The sequence below is a fragment of the Rhodopirellula baltica SH 1 genome (assembly GCF_000196115.1).
GTDB classification, from domain to species: domain Bacteria; phylum Planctomycetota; class Planctomycetia; order Pirellulales; family Pirellulaceae; genus Rhodopirellula; species Rhodopirellula baltica.
Genome location: NC_005027.1, coordinates 5,216,888 through 5,234,847 on the forward strand (window position 1 = coordinate 5,216,888; position 17,960 = coordinate 5,234,847).

General features: G+C 56.6%; 13 protein-coding genes. All 13 read left to right on the top strand.

The genetic code is table 11. The features are described 5' to 3' along the window. Nucleotides 1-23 precede the first annotated feature (23 nt). On the top strand, nt 24-1,757 hold the full coding sequence (locus RB_RS19870) for a type VI secretion system protein (protein WP_011122427.1): 1,734 nt from the start codon (nt 24-26) through the stop codon (nt 1,755-1,757). A gap of 150 nt (nt 1,758-1,907) precedes the next feature. Continuing rightward, nucleotides 1,908-2,981: a type VI secretion system protein TssA gene (gene tssA, locus RB_RS19875; protein WP_007340532.1), complete on the top strand. Its 1,074-nt coding sequence runs from the start codon at nt 1,908-1,910 to the stop codon at nt 2,979-2,981. Between the two features lie 68 nt (nt 2,982-3,049). Next, a complete protein-coding gene (gene tssB / locus RB_RS19880; protein ID WP_007328775.1) occupies nt 3,050-3,574 on the top strand; it encodes a type VI secretion system contractile sheath small subunit in 525 nt (174 codons plus the stop codon). Between the two features lie 47 nt (nt 3,575-3,621). After that, entirely contained in the window at nt 3,622-5,124 is a 1,503-nt protein-coding gene (tssC, locus tag RB_RS19885) for a type VI secretion system contractile sheath large subunit (RefSeq protein ID WP_007328776.1), read from the top strand. 53 nt (nt 5,125-5,177) lie between these two features. Then, the gene (locus tag RB_RS19890) at nt 5,178-5,657 is read left to right on the top strand and encodes an Hcp family type VI secretion system effector (protein WP_007328777.1); all 480 of its coding nucleotides are present in this window, start codon (nt 5,178-5,180) and stop codon (nt 5,655-5,657) included. Between the two features lie 11 nt (nt 5,658-5,668). Beyond that, on the top strand, nt 5,669-6,223 hold the full coding sequence (tssE, locus tag RB_RS19895; RefSeq protein ID WP_011122429.1) for a type VI secretion system baseplate subunit TssE: 555 nt from the start codon (nt 5,669-5,671) through the stop codon (nt 6,221-6,223). 179 nt (nt 6,224-6,402) lie between these two features. Continuing rightward, nucleotides 6,403-8,304 (top strand): type VI secretion system baseplate subunit TssF, encoded by a 1,902-nt coding sequence (tssF, locus tag RB_RS19900; RefSeq protein WP_011122430.1) that lies wholly within the window; start codon nt 6,403-6,405, stop codon nt 8,302-8,304. Between the two features lie 87 nt (nt 8,305-8,391). Continuing rightward, nucleotides 8,392-9,441: a type VI secretion system baseplate subunit TssG gene (gene tssG, locus RB_RS19905; protein WP_011122431.1), complete on the top strand. Its 1,050-nt coding sequence runs from the start codon at nt 8,392-8,394 to the stop codon at nt 9,439-9,441. Between the two features lie 22 nt (nt 9,442-9,463). After that, nucleotides 9,464-11,458, top strand: coding sequence for a type VI secretion system tip protein TssI/VgrG (gene tssI / locus RB_RS19910; protein WP_164922258.1), 1,995 nt, complete (start codon nt 9,464-9,466; stop codon nt 11,456-11,458). Nucleotides 11,459-11,540: 82 nt separating this feature from the next. Continuing rightward, a complete protein-coding gene (locus RB_RS19915) occupies nt 11,541-12,455 on the top strand; it encodes a DUF6931 family protein (RefSeq protein ID WP_011122433.1) in 915 nt (304 codons plus the stop codon). After that, nucleotides 12,455-12,745 carry a PAAR domain-containing protein gene (locus RB_RS19920; RefSeq protein WP_007340539.1) on the top strand — a complete coding sequence of 97 codons (291 nt, stop codon included), beginning with the start codon at nt 12,455-12,457 and terminating at the stop codon, nt 12,743-12,745. The genes RB_RS19915 and RB_RS19920 overlap by 1 nt, the downstream gene beginning before the upstream one ends. A 3-nt stretch (nt 12,746-12,748) precedes the next feature. Continuing rightward, nucleotides 12,749-17,140: a carboxypeptidase-like regulatory domain-containing protein gene (locus RB_RS19925; protein ID WP_011122434.1), complete on the top strand. Its 4,392-nt coding sequence runs from the start codon at nt 12,749-12,751 to the stop codon at nt 17,138-17,140. Nucleotides 17,141-17,156: 16 nt separating this feature from the next. After that, entirely contained in the window at nt 17,157-17,957 is an 801-nt protein-coding gene (locus RB_RS19930; RefSeq protein WP_011122435.1) for a hypothetical protein, read from the top strand. The last annotated feature ends 3 nt before the right edge of the window (nt 17,958-17,960 follow it).

The window sequence follows — 17,960 nt, forward strand, 5'->3', positions numbered from 1 at the left end:
ATACAACTCGACGAGAACGATCGATGTCCGATGACGCGACGCCCAGTCTGAAAGATCGCCTGAAATCGCGACTGAACGTGTCGTTAGCAGCCATGGTTGCCGCGTTGGTGGGAGTCGGTCTGCTCGTCTTGGCCGCGGCAGCTTGGTTGGTTTACTCCATCGACCCAACGCGAATTGCCTGGGGCGACTACATGACGCTTCAGCGTGGTGTGTGGTTGCTGGTTCTTTGGGCACTTTCCTGCGTGGTCACTTATGTGACGGTACGCATTTGGATGGCCGACATGCCTCTCGGCGACGCTCGAGTTCGCGCCGGCTGGAAATCGGGCATGCAATTGCTGTCGCAGCATAGCGTGGGACTCAATCAAATCCCTTGCTTCTTGGTGTTGGGTTGTGAAACACGTCACCAACAAGAAGCGTGGCTCGGATCCGAAGGGGCTCCCGTCTCTCAATCGACGTCCGAAGGGTCCCCCGCGATCGACTGGCATTTGTCCAAAGATCGCTTGCTGATCTTTTGCCGAGACATTGGTGTGTATGGAACACTCTTGCGAAGCGGAACGTCGGACGAACACGCCGAGCAGCCAAAATCGATTCCCGACCATGTCGCCGAAGCATCCGCATTGACATCTGATGCAAACACCAGCGAGAAACCGGCAAGCGACAACGACGAATCATCCCCCGCTGATTCACCTGGCGATGACGCAGCAAACGAAAGTGCTGCTGAACCACTTGCCACCGGAGGAAACCCCGCGGCCGTTGCCGTGGCTCAGCCTCAAACTCAGACTGCAAAGGCACAAGCCACGTCGGTCACTCACGCCATGCAATCGCTCGAACGAGCCGATCGCTTGGTCCAGGACGCTCAATCCATCCGGCCGATGGCTCAGCCCACTCGCGCCATCCCTGATTCGCTGTCCTCCGTTCGCACCACGCAATCACAGCAAGAGTTGTCTGATCTTTGCGCACGACTGAGAGCCGAACGATTTCCACATGCCCCCATCAACGGCACGCTTGTGATGGTGGATTCGCGAATGATCGCCGAAAGCGGTTCTTCGCCTGGTGAATCCGGCCGAAAAATCGGACGAGCGATCCGTCGCGATCTCGATCAGATGCAATCCGAATTGGGAATCGCCAGCCCAGTCACGATGATGATCGCCGAGAACGACCATCCCGACGACTACAAGGAATTGCAACGACGTCTGCGGATGGTGGAACAACAATCGTCCGTGGCGTTGGGCAAACCATTTGTCTCGGAAGAAATCCCCACGGGCGAAGCAATGAATCAATTGGCGAATGACACGATTCGAGAGATCGAAAATCGTGTCAAGCAGGTTTTCCAAGTCCCTCGTTCGTTGACCCAACCTCAAAATCACCGCTTGGTTCGCGTTCTAATCCAATGTCGTCGTTGGCGATCCTCGCTGCGAAGCCTGATGGTCGAAAGCTGCGCAGCCAATCCGGTCGACATGTCGTCTTCGCATTCCGGAGGCGTTTCGGAAGTGAACGCACCGATCGTCAGCGGCCTGTTTGTCGCGTCACCAGGCGATCGTTCGTCCAAGAGTAACGGTTCGAAGGGATACTTCTTCGAGTCCGTCGTCGCACACATGATCGATCAACAAAACCATCTGACTTGGACATCGGAAGAACGCCAAGCCTGGCGACGTCACCAACGATTCGCGACGTCTCTGATGGTGGTCACCGGAATCTTGATTGCACTGTTTCTCAGCCAGCTTTGGATGTTGCTGCGTCCCATCGTTTTGGCTTGATTCCGCTTCGCGCGATTGGATCATTCCACGCATTTCTTGAAAAAGAGATCAAAGTGACTCAGGGTTGAGAACCGAAAAGTCGATTCAATCGCTACAGGCAAAAATTCAGATAGTGATGAGTGTCCGCCAAACCAAGACCCGACATCGTTCATGACCATTGCCGACCTCTCAACGCTAACCGCCCCCGTGTCTCCGGACTCGCCTTCGGGCGTGAGTCTTGAGTACGACGCACGGTTTGTTGAGATGACCCGGTTGGCAGAAGGCACTCGAGAACAGCAGTACGGAAAGACCGTCATTGCGGCTCAACCACCGGATTGGCGAGCCATTCACCAACTAGCGATCGAGATGGCGAGCGAAACTCGCGATCTCCGGTTGGCGGTTCTCTTGGTCGAAAGCCTGACGCATCTGAAGGGTCTCGACGGTCTGACTGAGGCGATGACGCTTCTCCGCGATTGGGTTCGCGACCATTGGGACGACGTTCATCCACAACTGGATCCCGAAGACAACAACGATCCATTCATACGAATCAATGCCCTGGGTCGTCTTTGTGAGCCAGAGCGATTGCCATCGATGATCGGGCGGATGACGCTGGTCGAGTCGCTGCCTCATGTGGTGGTGACACTCAACGATGTGCGTCGATCGCGTGGCGAGTCCAATGCGACCTCGTCCGCGGATTCTCCCACACCGATGGAAGTGGAAGCCGCCTTTTTGGCGATGCCCGTTGCCGAACTTCGACATCGCTACGAAATCTGCCAACAAGCAGAAAACGCACTGCGAGAGACGGTGGACTTCCTGGAACAGCATCTGGGCACCGGGATTTGGGAAACCAAAGAATTATCATCCTGCCTTTCCGCGTGCGGCCAATTGTTCAAGACACATCTGCGACAGCGTTTGTCCGTTTCGGATGCCGCGGTCAAAGATGTCAGCGGCGATGAATGCGAGCCAGCCGCTTCTCACGACACTTCCAATGAGTGGGACTCTGAAGACGTTGACGAGTCGATCGTCAGCCTCAGTCGCATTCGGGTTCAATCTCGCGAAGAAGCTGCCCAGGCACTCGACGCGGCGACGAGGTACTTCGAGTTGCATGAACCGTCCAGCCCCGTGCCGCTCTTGCTGCGTCGGGCTCGCCGGATGATCAACCAAGACTTCGTTGACATCATTCGAGAACTTGCACCTGACGCACTCTCGCAAGCAATCAATTTAGCGGGTCAGTTTGAAGACTAATGCCCCAGTCATCAAACCTGACCAATCACAAATTCACCCTATCGCCGCTGTTCTGAAAAGGAAAGTTGATGTCCGAAAGCAGCCAAAAATTCATTGCTCGTAACCGTCCACCTCGCGTTCAAATCGAATACGACGTGGAAACTTACGGTTCCGAGAAAAAGGTTCAGCTTCCTTTCGTGATGGGAGTGCTTGCTGACTTGTCGGGCAATCCGTCCGAGCCACTCGAAGACGTCGCCGATCGGAAGTTCCTCGAAACCGACATCGACAATTTCGACGACCGTTTGAAATCGATGAAGCCACGCGCTGCGTTTCAGGTGGACAACACGCTGACCGGCGAAGGCAGCCTGAACATCGACTTGACCTTCGAATCCATGGACGACTTCACCCCCGGCCAAATTGCCAAACGTGTTGAACCACTCAACAAGTTGCTCAACGCACGAACGCAATTGGCTCAGTTGGTGACCTACATGGACGGCAAAGCCGGCGCCGAGGAATTGGTGTCCCGATTGATCAATGATCCTGAACTGTTGAAAGAGCTCGCTGAAAAGCCGCTCGAAATTGACGAATCCGATTCGGCCGCAGAAGCCGCCTGATCGAATCGTCACACCAACAACCACCACCAATCTCGAAGGACTCAAGGATGAGCGAAACACAATCGGAAACCACGGAAGCCGCTCCCGATATCACCGACACAATCACACTCGACACATTGTCGGAATTGTTGGAAGCCGAATTCAAGCCACGCACCGATGACGCCGGGTTGGCTGTCACACGGGCAGTCAACACGCTAGCAGCTCAACTTGTGACCAGTGAGATGGTTGCCGAGAGCGACGTGATCAAGACGATCGAAGCCTTGGTGGCCGAAATCGACAGCAAGATCTCGGAGCAAATGAATGAAATTCTGCACCACGATGACTTCCAACAACTCGAAGGTGCATGGCGTGGTTTCGCGCACTTGGTGAACAACACCGAGACCGACGAGATGCTGAAAATTCGCGTCCTGAATATCTCCAAGAAAGATCTTCACAAGACGCTGAAGAAGTTCAAAGGAACCGCTTGGGATCAAAGCCCGATCTTCAAGAAGTTGTATGAAGAAGAGTACGGCCAATTCGGTGGTGAACCCTACGGTGCATTGATCGGCGACTACTACTTCGATCACTCGCCCGTCGACGTCGAATTGCTGGGCGAAATCGCGAAGATTTCCGCCGCCGCACACGCCCCATTCATCACCGCGGCTGCGCCCGCTTTGATGCACATGGATTCGTGGCAAGAGCTCGGCAATCCTCGCGATTTGACCAAGATCTTCCAAACCGTCGAATACGCATCGTGGCGTTCGCTTCGCGACGACGAAGATTCGCGTTACATCGGTTTGACGATGCCGCGTTTCCTGTCACGTCAGCCTTACGGTGCCGCGACCAACCCCGTGGAAGAATTCGCGTTCGAAGAAGAAACCGCGGGTCCAGACCACAGCCGATACGTTTGGTCCAACAGTGCCTACGCTTTCGCTGTGAACATCAACCGCTCGTTCAAAATGCACGGCTGGTGCTCACGGATTCGCGGTGTGGAATCGGGCGGAGCAGTTGAAAAATTGCCCGTTCACGTCTTCCCAACCGATGACGGCGGCGTGGACATGAAATGTCCCACCGAAATCTCGATCAGCGATCGTCGCGAAGCCGAATTGGCAAAGAACGGACTGATGCCATTGGTGTTCCGCAAGAACAGCGATTTGGCTGCGTTCATCGGTGCTCAGTCGCTCAACAACCCAAGCTTGTTCGAAGACGACGACGCAACCGCCAACGCTCGTTTGTCGGGCCGTTTGCCGTATCTGTTTGCCGTCTGCCGCTTTGCTCACTACTTGAAGTGCATCGTTCGCGACAAAGTGGGTTCGTTCAAAGAACGTGCCGACATGCAAATCTGGCTCAACAACTGGATCAGCCAGTACGTCGACACAAACCCAGCCACCGCATCGGAATTGGACAAAGCTCGTCGTCCTTTGGCGGGTGCCGAAGTGGTCGTCGAAGAGATCCCGGGCAACCCTGGATACTACACCGCCAAATTCTTCTTGCGTCCTCACTTCCAACTGGAAGGTTTGACCGTGTCATTGCGACTCGTTAGCAAGCTGCCGTCCGCCAAGGCCGCTTGATCATTCGGCTTTGAGACGACCCCAAACAACATTCATTCCAGGAAACTGAAACCATGATTTTTTTGAAGTTCACGACTGAGATCAAGGGCGACGCAACGGTTGCTGGCTACGAAGACCAGATCAAGTTGACCTCGGTCTCTTTCGGTGCCAATCGTACCGTCGCAAGCGTTGCCGGCAGCTCGGCTCGTGAAACCGGCTCGCCCGCGTTCACCGAACTGCAATGTGCAAAGGACTTCGACATCGCGTCGACCGAGTTGTTCATGCAAAGTGTCTCAGGTGCTTCGCTGCAAGGCGCAACCCTGACTTACTTGCAAACCGACAACGAAGGTAACCCACAGGTTTACTTGACCGTGACATTGGTCGACCCAATCGTCACCAGCTACTCACAGTCGAGCATGGGCGACAGCAAGCCTTGCGAAAACTTCACGCTCAACTTCACCGAGATCAAAATGGCGTACACCAAGTACGACGGCGACTCGGCGAAGAAAGCGACCGAGAAGGGCTGGAACCTGTCGGAACAGAAAGCCGCCTAGGCTGAGCTGTCATGGCATCCAACGAACCGATCGAACAACCGTCATCCTCGCTCCTGGATCGATTGATCCGTGGCGAGAGCGGTGGCGGTGGCGACGTTCGTGTGATGCCAAATTCTCGATCGCCAGGCGGTGTTTCACGCCAGCAACGTCGCCAACACATGGCGATTTTGAGTTCGCAAATCGAACGCGATCTGTTGGCGTTGTTTGGAACACGCCGCATGTCTGAGGACACCGATCTGTCGGCTTGGCCATTGGTTCAAAAAAGCGTGTTGAACTATGGCGTTCCCGATCTGACGGGAATGACCAGCAGCGGATTGGACCTGCGACATCTTCAACGAGAGTTCACCGAAGCGATTCGGCGTTTTGAACCTCGGCTGCGACCGGACACTCTGGATGTGACCTGCCGGTTGAATGAGTACGTGCGTGGCGACGTGATCGTGCAAATCCGGGCCCTCTTTGGCCCCTCCGATGCGTTGGAATCCTTTGCGATGGGCATCTCGATCTGCTTGGGCAACGGCCAATGTCAGAAGGTGGTGCCGGGACACGGTCAACGCCGAGCGGCGTAGCTGGTTTGTGGTCTGCGAATTACCTCTTGGGTCGCGAAGCCCAATTGTGCTATTGAGCAAGAACCGTGATGAGTGTCACGGTCAAAATGACCACAGCCCACGAGTGAGCACAGGAAAGATGGCTTTGCCAAACATCCCGCACACTCAACTCCTTTGTTCACCTCGGTTGGATTTGACGCATGGAAGCTCAGTTCCTCGATCATTACAACCGAGAACTCGGCTACCTGAGAGAACTGGGGGCGGAGTTCGCACAAGAATACCCTGCGGTCGCCGGTCGACTGGGCATGGACGAATTCGCGTGCGCGGATCCTTTCGTCGAACGTCTGCTAGAAGGATTCGCGTTTTTGGCGGCGCGAGTCCATCGCCGTCTGGATTCCGAGTTTCCACAACTCACCCGCGGATTGTTGCAATCGATTTACCCGCACTACACGCGGCCGATCCCATCCGCAGCGATCGTTCAAATTCATCCCGATCCTGACGAGGGATCGCTGGCCAGCGGCTACCGTTTGCCCAGAGGTTCTCGTTTGCAGGGACCGTCCAGCCAAACCTGTCCAACGCCGTGTCGATTCGAAACAACCGCTCCGGTTGATTTGTGGCCGATCCAATTGATGGACGTGGAGTGGGTGGAACGTGGCACCGCGACCCGTCGACCGATGCCTTCCATCATGAAGGGCATGCCTTGTCGTGCGGCACTGCGAATCACGCTGCAAACCACGGCCGGCTTGCCCATGTCGGCACTTGAACTGGACAGCCTACCGATTCATCTTCGCGGTGGCGAAACCGCTCATCAGTTGCTTGAGTTGCTCATCGCACATCAGAACGCCATCGTTGTCGGCGACGCAGCGTCGGATCAATGGCAACGACTGGATTCGGCTTCGCTTGTCGCTGGTGGATTTGATGATGCAGAAGCTTTGTTGCCCGGCGAGCCTCGGTCGTTCAGTGGATACCGATTGCTGCAAGAGTATTTCTTGCTGCCTGAAAAGTTCCTGTTCGTAACGCTGAAGGGGTTGTCCCAAGCGGTTTCAATGGCAAAGGGCAACCAACTTGAAATCATCATCGGCGTTGACCAATCGCAGAAGGATTTGGTGGGACGTCTTAACCGTGAACACTTGGCGTTGCACTGTGTTCCGGCAGTCAACTTGTTCAAGCAACGGGCCGATCGTGTCCCGATTTCGGAAACCAAATCCGAACACCAACTGTTGGTCGACCGCAGCCGACCCATGGACTTTGAAATTTGGTCGGTCGAACAATTGCTCGGTCACGGAACATCGGCTCAGCAAGAAATTGAGTTCCTGCCGCTGTACGCACCGCCAACCAACATGGCCGCTCGCCAGCAGCACGCGGCCTACTACACACTCGATCGTCGTCCGCGACAACCTTCGACGAACCAACGTGAGTACGGTCATCGCTCGCCATACTTGGGGACCGAAGTCTTTGTGACGCTGACCGATTCAAGTCAACGACCTTCACGGCATCCGATTCGCCAACTGTCATCGACGGTCTATTGCACCAACCGCGACCTCGCGCTGCTGAAACCGAAAGCCGGTTGGCGGGACGCGTTCACGTTGGATGGACCGGGACCAGTTGCTTCCATCAGTTGTCTGTCCGGTCCCACCACACCGCGTGCACCGCTCACCACCGAAGATGGAGAGACATGTTGGCGACTGGTCAATCACTTGACGTCCAACTTCCTATCGCTGTGCGATCGCGAAAAATCGGCGGATCCCAACTCGAATCATGCGGCCGCGTTGCTGCGGCAAACCCTGTATCTGTATTGCCCCGAAGACTTGCCCGCGACACGACGTCAGGTGGACGGGATTCTGGCAGTGACCAATCAAGCTGTCACGCGGCAAATTCCAATGCCCGGCCCCATCGTTCACGGTCGCGGAGTGCACCTGGAATTGGAGTTGGACGAGTCGGCGTTCGAAGGCGGAGGTGCCTTCTTGCTCGCCGGAGTGCTGGATCGTTTCATGGCACGCTTTGTGTCATTGAACAGCTTCACACAAACGTCGCTCCGCACGCCCTCACGTGGTCCGGTGCATCGATGGCCGGTTCGCACCGGGACGACCGCACTGATCTAGCCCACTGCATCGATCGATCGCCTTCTTTGGGTAACGACCCTCACGCCGAAACATTGAATTGCCGTTCCCGTTCCGACTGACAAGTCCATGACCACTTCAGACTCCACCGCCAATTGGGAACAGCGTCTTACGGGAGAACTCGGGAAACCGGTTCAGTCGCTCGATTTCTTTCAAGCGATGCGACGAATTGAAGCCGAGTCACCGACGATGCCTCGCGTTGGTCACGCCAGACAAACGAGCCAAGAGGCCGTCCGGATCCGACAAACCACGGCACTGGACTTTGCACCCGCAACGATTGACCGGATCGATTCGGGGCACGATGAGCGTGCACACATCAGCCAACGGTTCTTTGGTCTGCTCGGGCCGGGAGGTCCGTTGCCGCTGCACATGACCGAAACGGTCCGGCATGAAACCAGGCACAACGCCGACCCCGCGTTGGAATCGTTTCTCAACCTATTCCATCACCGCATGGCCACGCTGTTTTATCGAGCGTGGAGCAGCAGTCGCGGCGCGGTCCAGCGTGATCGCCCAGAAACGGACCGCTTCGCAGCGTACGTGGGCTCCATCTCCGGCACGCTGAATCCTGGTGCAGAATCCGACGCCGATCAAACCTCTGCTGACAACTCGGGACTGTACTTCAGCGGCCGTTTCGGGTCCACACATCGCAACGCCGAAGGTCTCGCGGCGGTGGTTTCTGCAACCGTTCACGCGGATGCGAATGTCAAGACATTTCAGTTGAGGAAACTCCGTTTGGAACCAGAAGACCGAACGCTGCTCTCTCCATCGGAACGGCCATCTGGTCGCGGAGAATCCGCGGGCCGCGGTGGTCGCTTGGGACAAAGCGTTGTGCTCGGACGCAGTGTCCCAGATCGTTGCTCGATGGTCGATTTGGACATTGGGCCGATCCCGTTTGATTTGTTTCAAGAACTACTGCCTGGCGGTGAATCGCACGACACCCTTCATGATTTGATTCGAGGCTATGTCGATCCCGGATTGGATTGCCGCGTTCGTCTGATCTTGGATCGCAACACGATCCCACGGTTGTCACTGGGACGCGTCGGTGCTCTTGGCCGAAGTGCTTGGGTTCACGGAAAAGCTCCCCGCGCCGATGTCGGCGACTGCCAATTCATTCTCTAGCGTTGCACAGCATTTCATCGTCATGACTCTGACCCAAGCCAACCGTCCGATCGCCGTCAGCACACCGTTGGATGACGATGCGCTCGTGTTGACCGGTGTGTCTTGGACAGAACAACTCGGGCGACCCTTTGGCGGGACGTTGGATTTGGTCAGCTCTGAAGGCGATATCGATCCGCTCGATCTGCTCAAACAACCTGTCTCGATTCGCATCGGCGATGCAGACGATTCGCCTGAGTACTTGCACGGTTATGTCACTCGGTTCGGTCAAGTTGGCACCAACGCTGGCTTGTACCAATACCACGCAACGCTTGCTCCCTGGATGGGATTGCTACGGCATGTCGGAGGGTCGCAAGTCTTTCAACAGCAGACCGTGGTCGAAATCGCCAAGGCGGTGATCGAGGCTCGAGGGTTCACCGGCGAACTGGAAGATCGACTCACGCAAACGTATCGCCAACGCGCCTACTGCGTGCAATATGGCGAATCGGACTTTCAATTCCTCAGCCGACTGTTTGAAGAGGAAGGCATTTACTACTTCTTCGAATACACCCAGGACCAACACACGATGGTGCTGTGCGATGACGTCAGTGCCCATCAAGCGTCGACGTCTTTTGATTCACTGCCTTATCACGCGGTGGAACAACCGGGCACTGAAACGTGTCTGTCGCAGTGGACCTATGAGCGAGACTTCAACACGGCGTCATACGTGTTGCGAGACTACGATTTCCAAAAACCCCGCGCCGAAATGACCGTTCGCCAGAACGCGTCTGACACGGCAAGCGACTGGGAGTGGTACGAGTTCCCGGGTCAGTTCTTTGAGACCGACGACGGCCAACACTACGCTCGCGTTTTGACCGAAGCCGCCACATCAGACCAACACGCCGCCGCCGTGGATGTCTCGACACCCTCGGTGATCGCAGGCAACCTTTTGACGATGACGTCGCATCCCGTCGATGATCTCAACCAAGAATACCTGATCGTCGGCCGACATCTGATGATGACAGCCGGTGATGTTTCGGCCGGCGGCGGAGGTGCCCATTCCTTTCATCTGAGCAATCGACTGCAGTTGCTTCCTTCGTCTATTCCCTACCGCAGCCGACAAACGACCGCACGCCCGGTCATGCGAGGCCCTCAAATCGCAACGGTTGTCGGCCCTGATGGTGAAGAAATCTGGACCGACGCGTATGGCCGCATCAAAGTGCAATTCGCTTGGGATTTAGTCGGAACCGGTGACGACAGCAGTTCCTGTTGGATTCGCGTGACCCAGCCTTGGACCGGCAAGGGATGGGGTGCGGTCTCGATTCCGCGAGTGGGCGAAGAAGTGATCGTGGCGTTCTTAGACGGCAACGTGGATCGACCGATCGTGACCGGTCGGGTCTTCAATGCCGATCGCATGCCCCCGGAAGACCTGGCCGATGGTCAAGCCAAAACGATCTTTCGCACACGAAGCACCAAAGAAGGAGACACGAACTGTTTTCACGAACTGACGTTTGATGACACGAAAGATGCCGAGCAAATTTATTTGCACAGCGAACGTGATTTTGTTCGAGTCGTCGAAAACGATGATTCCTTGAAAGTCGGTTTCGACAAATCAGACAGCGGCGACCAAACGATCGAAATCTACAACGATCAAAACGTCCAAATCGGTGTCGGCAGCGGATCGGGAAGCCAGACGACTGAGATCGGCCAAGACCGCACGACGACGATCGATGCGGGCGACGACAACCTGACGATTAAACAAGGCGATCAAAATGTGTCGGTGGAAAGCGGCGCAATCACGATTGAAGCGGCCACGTCGATCACGTTGAAGTGCGGTCAATCTTCCATTGAGTTGACACCATCGGGCATCAACATCCAAGCAACCGAAATCGCCATCAAGGGCGATGCAAAAATCAGCATGGCCGCTCCCGAAATTGAAGCCGCCGCTGATGCATCGATGACACTCAAAGGCAGCGCAACAGCAGAACTCAGTTCAGGCGGCTCGCTCACGGTCAAAGGAGCCATCGTCCAAATCAACTGAAATTCCTCAAAAAGGGGTCTGACCCCTTTTTTGCAGAATTGGCTTCGCGTTTGTCCGTTTCTTCCTAATCTTTCGATTCACCATGCCACTTTTACTCACCGCTCATCCCGCTGACGACATCGATGTGCGGTTGATCTTGCGCGTCGGTCAAGAAGCACGCGTGGGCAGTAGCGAGTGGGTGGAAATGAGCCTTCCTGATGACGCCGCTTTGTCGCCGGAACACTTTGTCGTTCGCTGCGGAACCAACGCGGTGATCGAAGTCCTCGATGGTCAGAATGCACTGATCGTCGCCGGAGACTCATGCGATCGGCTCACGCTGTCTGAGACAGGCCAGTGCGAGACCGAATTCGTTGCCGGTCAAACCGCTTTCTCGGTTCGTTGGTCACCCGATGTGACGACTGTGACCACCGAAGCGAAGTCAAAACAACAAGCCACATCCGACGAAATCCTCGACGATCATGCAACCATCGCTCGTCTTGCGAAAATGATGTCGATGTCCGAAGCATCCATCGCGTTGATCCAGTCACCCGATCAAACGATGGACTTCCTTCAGCGTTTGATCGATTCATCCTTGAACGACGACGCGATCCGGTTTCTCGCTGGTGCGTTGCCGATTCGCACCGCAATCGGTTGGGCGATCGATGCATCGGGTTTTGTCGATCGCGCCAGCAGTACGCTCTACCAAAGCATTCTCGCTTGGCAAACCTCGGGTGACGAAACCGACCGCCGCAAAGTTCGCGATCAACTGCCCGTCCATTCTCCTGACAACGTCACTCGTTGGATCGCTCAGGCGATCATTTTTAGCGGTGGCAGTCTGGGACCGGACGATCAACCGCCCATCCCACCGCCCGCGCACTTGAGCGGCGTCGCAATCATGACCGCGCATCGTTGGTCCGTTTCGGCAGAGGCTGATCGAGACAGCGCGATGCAGCAATGGTTGCAGTCCGGCAGCGTGTTGCTGCAACGTGAACAAGACACCAAGCAAGGGAACCAGTGATGCCGCCTGCTGCACGAATCATGGACGAACACAGCTGCCCGATGGTCACCGGTGTCGTCCCACATGTCGGAGGCCCGATCATCGGTCCGGGAGAACCAACAGTGCTGATCGGTGGCATGCCCGCCGCAGTTTTGGGCGATGAGGCCGAATGCACCGGGCCACCCGACACTCTTTCCAAAGGTTCCGCCACCGTCATGATCGGTGGCAAACCCGCGGTTCGAATGGGTGACCCGACTGCCCACGGTGGATCGATCGCAACCGGTGAACCCACCGTTCAGGTCGGCGGCTAGAACATGAGCAAAACCAACAACAGCCCGCATGTCAAAGAATCACGACTGCGAGATTGGCGAAACCAGCCGACCTCATCGGGATCGCGGACGCGCATCAAGGTTGCGCTGACCATGGTGCTCGCTTCCTTGCTTGGGATTTTTGTGGTCTCCGTTTGGCGTCCCCTTGAATCACCTCGGTTGTTGATTCAATCAATCGGGCCGGTGCCGCCCAAAAAGCCCCAACCTGCTCCGGTGGTTCCGGCCCAGGCGGTTGCTCTTGCATCGCTGGATGCACTCGCGCAGTTCGGTCAGGCAATGCCGACGGCCCGCGTGACTCCAACACGATCACTCTCAGCCGCAAACCAATTCACGCAACCAGACTTCTCCGAAGGCACACGGCTCGTTCACCTTGCCGGTACCACGCTGGTGGTCGACGGCCATGCCATTTTGTTGTCGTTGAATTCAGAGTCGACGTTACAAACATCGCCACTGGACGTTTCCGAGTTCCTTCGAAACCTTAGCAAAACTCAAACCCCGGTGATCGTGTTGATCGACGCGATCGAAAGCGTCGGCGATTCGATCGGACGCTTGCCCGAGATGAACGCGTGGCAGTTCGCTCAGTGCCTCGATCGCGAGGTCTCGGCACTGAGCCATTCGAATGTTTTGGTCGTCGCGCATCACAGCCAAATCAATCATGACCTGATCGATCCAGCCCAACACGTCACGCCGCTCACACGAGCCGCGATGAACGGCTTGGAAGTACCCGCAGACATCAACGCCGACGGTGTCATCTCGGTGGCCGAATGGTTGGATGTGGTCAGCCCCGAACGTCCCGACGGTGACGACCAAGCAGTGCCGCATTCCTTTTCCAGCATCCCGCGAGGACAGTGGAAACGTTATCTGTTGGCACCGGTTCAACCCGCTCCGGATCCGGAAGTCGACACCACACCCGCGGCGTCTGCCCAAGCGATTGCGACGCCATCGACAACTGTCGACCACCCCACTGCCGACTCGGAACAAGTCAAGCATCACACGATCGATGTGACCGCACCCACGCTGGCGGTGGCGATTCAAATGCATGCCGATGGCATTCATACCAATCGCAGCGATCAGTGCAGCGAATTGTTTGACGGACTGCAAACGCTGCTCAACGCGGATGCCACCGAAGCCGCCGCGAAGACTTGGATGGACTCGCCCATTCCGTCCAGTGCGACGTGGGACGAAGTGGTGTGGGCCAGATCCGTGCTGCAGCAAAACGCACCTTGGGCACTCAAGCAATCACTGATCAGGTGCCGTGTCCTCGCCAACCAAGTCGCGATGAACCCGACGGTTCGCACATGGTTTGAACCCGAGTTGGCAGAAACACAATGGGTGCGACTGGATGCCGAACGGAGTCTGCTCAGCCCGGTGCGATCTGACTATCTGGCTCATGTGCATGACCAGACCGAGAAAGCGATTCGCACATTCACGAGACTGAAAAACGACGCGGTGGCGATCGATCGAGCCAGTGAATTACGAGATGAAGTCATCGATCACTTGAACGCATTCGTGGCGATGCCCATTCGAGCCAAATCACTGATGGATGATTCGGTTTGCCAGTTGCTGTTGGAAACGATCTCACTGCAACGATGGCTGGACACTGCCAACAGCGATTCGATGCATCAGGGCGACGCGATGATCCAGTCCATCGAACATCGCTTGTCTGGTTTGCTTGCTGAACTTCAATCGCAACAGGACCAGTCATCGTCGACCATCCAAACGGTCGCCGTTTCGCGATCCAGCGAAGGATTTGTCGAAAGCACGCGAACGCGAATTCAACGTTCGACCTTGGCCGCCCAACTCGAACTAGCTGGGACGGAAAGCAAACCGGGCACCCTGGATCGGTTGCAACAAGCCGCCCAAACCGCAAGCCAAACGCTGCTGAACGCATCCACATCCGAAGACGAAATGGTCACCGCCGTCGACCGTTACAAAGAACTCGTGCGGGCACTGAAATCGGACATCCAATCACCAGCCAAGCAAGGCATGGTGACAACAGACTTGGATGCGGTGATGCAGCGTTGGTCGCAGATTTTGCCCACGCTTGTCGCGGACACGTTTGCCTGTGCCGTGGATGCAACCCAAGACGAACGGGAACGCTACGCGATCTCAAACAGCCGCTACCAACGCCTCGCCGCTTGGGCTGGGTTGCCCGCACTTCCCCGAGTCGAATCCAACACCAATGTTGACGTGACCGTTCAAGGCTCGCTGGCGATGTCAGATCGCGTGGTGCTGGACATCGCCGTTCAATCACCCTCGCAATCGATGGGTTCAGGGATTTTGGAAATCGAAACGGACGGTGGTTGGTTGCAGATCGACACCTTGGCCGATTCAGCGATCACGCCTGTCCAACGCGTCTCGGGCGCCACCGACTATCGCTCGATCGTCACTCAAAGAGCCACATCCACCTCAACCGCGTCTGAAAAACTTGGTTTGCCAGCGAAGCAAACGACCGCTTCGATCGAGATCCGCCGTGCATCCCAGACAGGGAACGTGAAGACGCCGGAAAAGTCCGCGATCAACCTTCGCTGGATCACTCAGAACAATATCTTTCGAACCAGTGTGCCTTTGGAATTGCCGCTGTCCGATTTCGCGACCGCCCGATCCAGTGCTGGCAACTCATGGGTCATGCATGCCAACCGAGACCTCTTTGCGCCGCTTTGGATCCAGCCAACGGACTCGTCATCGCAGTTCGTTCAGGTGCGTCTGCTGGGCTGGTCCGCCCCCGGGCGTACTTGCCCACCGACAATGAAGTCCGCGCAAGCCCAGCGATGGCTCGCCACCCAAACGCCTCCGACCGAATTGGCGATCCAGCCCAAACTGGCAACCACGTTGGGGCAATGGACCAAGGTCATGTTCCCCGCTGCCAAACTGGAACCGGATGCACCGCCCGTCGCCGTCGCATCACTTTGGTGCGAAGTCACCGACACCGAAAACGATCGCGTGCAATGGATCGACTTGAGTCCTCGGGTGTATCGCCCCGACTCGCTGATTCAACCGGTGGTGGCCTATGACCACAACGCTCGCAAAGTCGATGTGTCGATCAGCGCACTCGCTGGCGTCGATGGATCGACACATGTTCGCATCGAACTGGTTGACCTGCTGACTCATCAGACCGTGGCCCATGGCGAACAAATGATCGCCCCTGATTCTCGCGTCACCAAGTCCTTCTCGTCGGCCGCTTGCAATGGACATCCCATCGGCGTTCGAGTGCTGAGCGATCAGTGGCCGAGTGCGTTTGTGTTTCAGTTGGCAGGCAATCGCAGCGAGCAATTGCTCACCCCAACCGATGATCACGCGGCCGTCATCATCGGGGCTCCTTTGTTGCCCGATGCGCCACCCTCCCGAGACGTTCCACCGGTGATCGTTTCCAAAGACGCTGAAACTGTCTCTGCCGATGTCTGGGTCGACCTCAGCGACAAGCTGTTCCACTACAGCAACGACGTTGTGACATTGGGATTGGATCTGAATGGCGATCGCTACTTGCAAAACGAACCAACCGTTTCGGTCACCACGCCGGCCGCGATCGAATTCACATGGGCCGGTGTGGATCCACTTGGCCAACCAGGACTGCAAAGTCATGTTCGTCCGCATCAACTCAGTGTGCCGGTCGGCGTGGTGCGAAACCAGCGTGCTCCGCTGATCGCCAGCCTGCAACGAGGCGAGCAACTGATTTGGAGCAACCCGATCACGGCCGTGTTTGACACGTTGCCACCCAAGCTGAAGGACGTTCAGATCCGATCACCGTTGCCTGCGATCTTGGGCGGGCCAGTGGAAGTTCGTGTCACCGTTGATGACGCGGGACTCAGTGAAGCGGCTTCCATCCAAGCGGCTTGGGCGACGGCCGGTCAACAGGAGTTCACGCCCGATGTGAAACCCGTTCCTGGGCAACGACTCGGCGATGGAAGCTGGGTCGTGATTCTTCCGACGGACAAGCTGGCATCGGGAACCCACACGTTATTGATGCAAGCAACCGACGCAGCACAAAACCCAGGTCTGATCAAAACACTCGCGATCGAATTGCTCACCGAGGCGGAGTTGCAAGCTCGCCGCGAAGCCGAAGTCACCGTGTTGCAAGGCAAAATCGCCTACGTGACTGTGCCGGTCGCAGGCATGAAAGTCGCGTTGAAAGCGTTGCCAAAAGAAAAGCCTGACAATCCTGACGAAAAAAGCGTGGAACAACCCTCCCAAGCGTCGAATTTACCCCAAGAGGCACTGACCGATGCGAGCGGTCATTTCGTGTTTCCCGCCGTGAAGGCAGGCCAATACGAATTGACATTGGAAGGTCTCTATCGCGGGGATCGCTATCGCAAAAGTGTGGAGGTCGCCGTGAAACCGCCTCAGCCAACTGACCTCCCCACCATCCGCATCGATTGAAGACGAACGCCTCAACATGAATTCCAGACGGTCAACAACGAACGGCATGACGGGAGCCACGCATGCGTGGCCGGTGCTGTTTGCGTGTGGCTGTCTGGTTCTCGCGTCCGGCTGCACGTCGTTGAATGTCTTGGAGCGTCAGGCCACCACGCCCGTCTTGATCGGCCCCGATGGAGTCGCGACTCCACCGGCTCCGGTTCCGATGACGCTGCCGCGGTTCTTGGGGATCGATACCATCGGTCGTCGTTGCATTCGCAAGACGGTGCTGCTGGGGCAAATCACTTATGAAAAAGCAGCGACCGCGGTTCCCGCATTGCAGCCGCCGCCGATGAGTCTGCCGTCTTCGCATCCAGCCAACGCGGCTTCGCCTTCGCCCGCCGTCGCCGGTGCACTCAAGGCCAAAGAAGCGAAGGTCGCCACAGCCGCCAAGGTGAAAGCCCTCGGCGTTTTGGCTGGCGAAGACTGCTCCGTCAATCCACATGTGGAAGAAGGCATTCTTGCAGGACTGGACGATGTTTCGGCAGACGTCCGCATCGCGGCGATCGAAGCGGTCATCGCTTCGCGGCGTGGATGCGATCCCGGTTGCGGAGGATGTTGCAGCATCCCCATCCGTCAAAAACTAACACGAATGGTGTTTGAGAAAACCGGACCTTGCAGCTGGTTTGAACCCAGTTCCAAAGCCCGACGATTGGCCCGCTTGGCACTCGATGCCTGCGGAGGCCCAGTCGAACCTGACTCCTGCGGCTGCGAACTCCAAACGGACTATCCCATCGAAGGCCCACCGCCCGAACTGATCCAACAGATCCTTTCGGAATAAGTC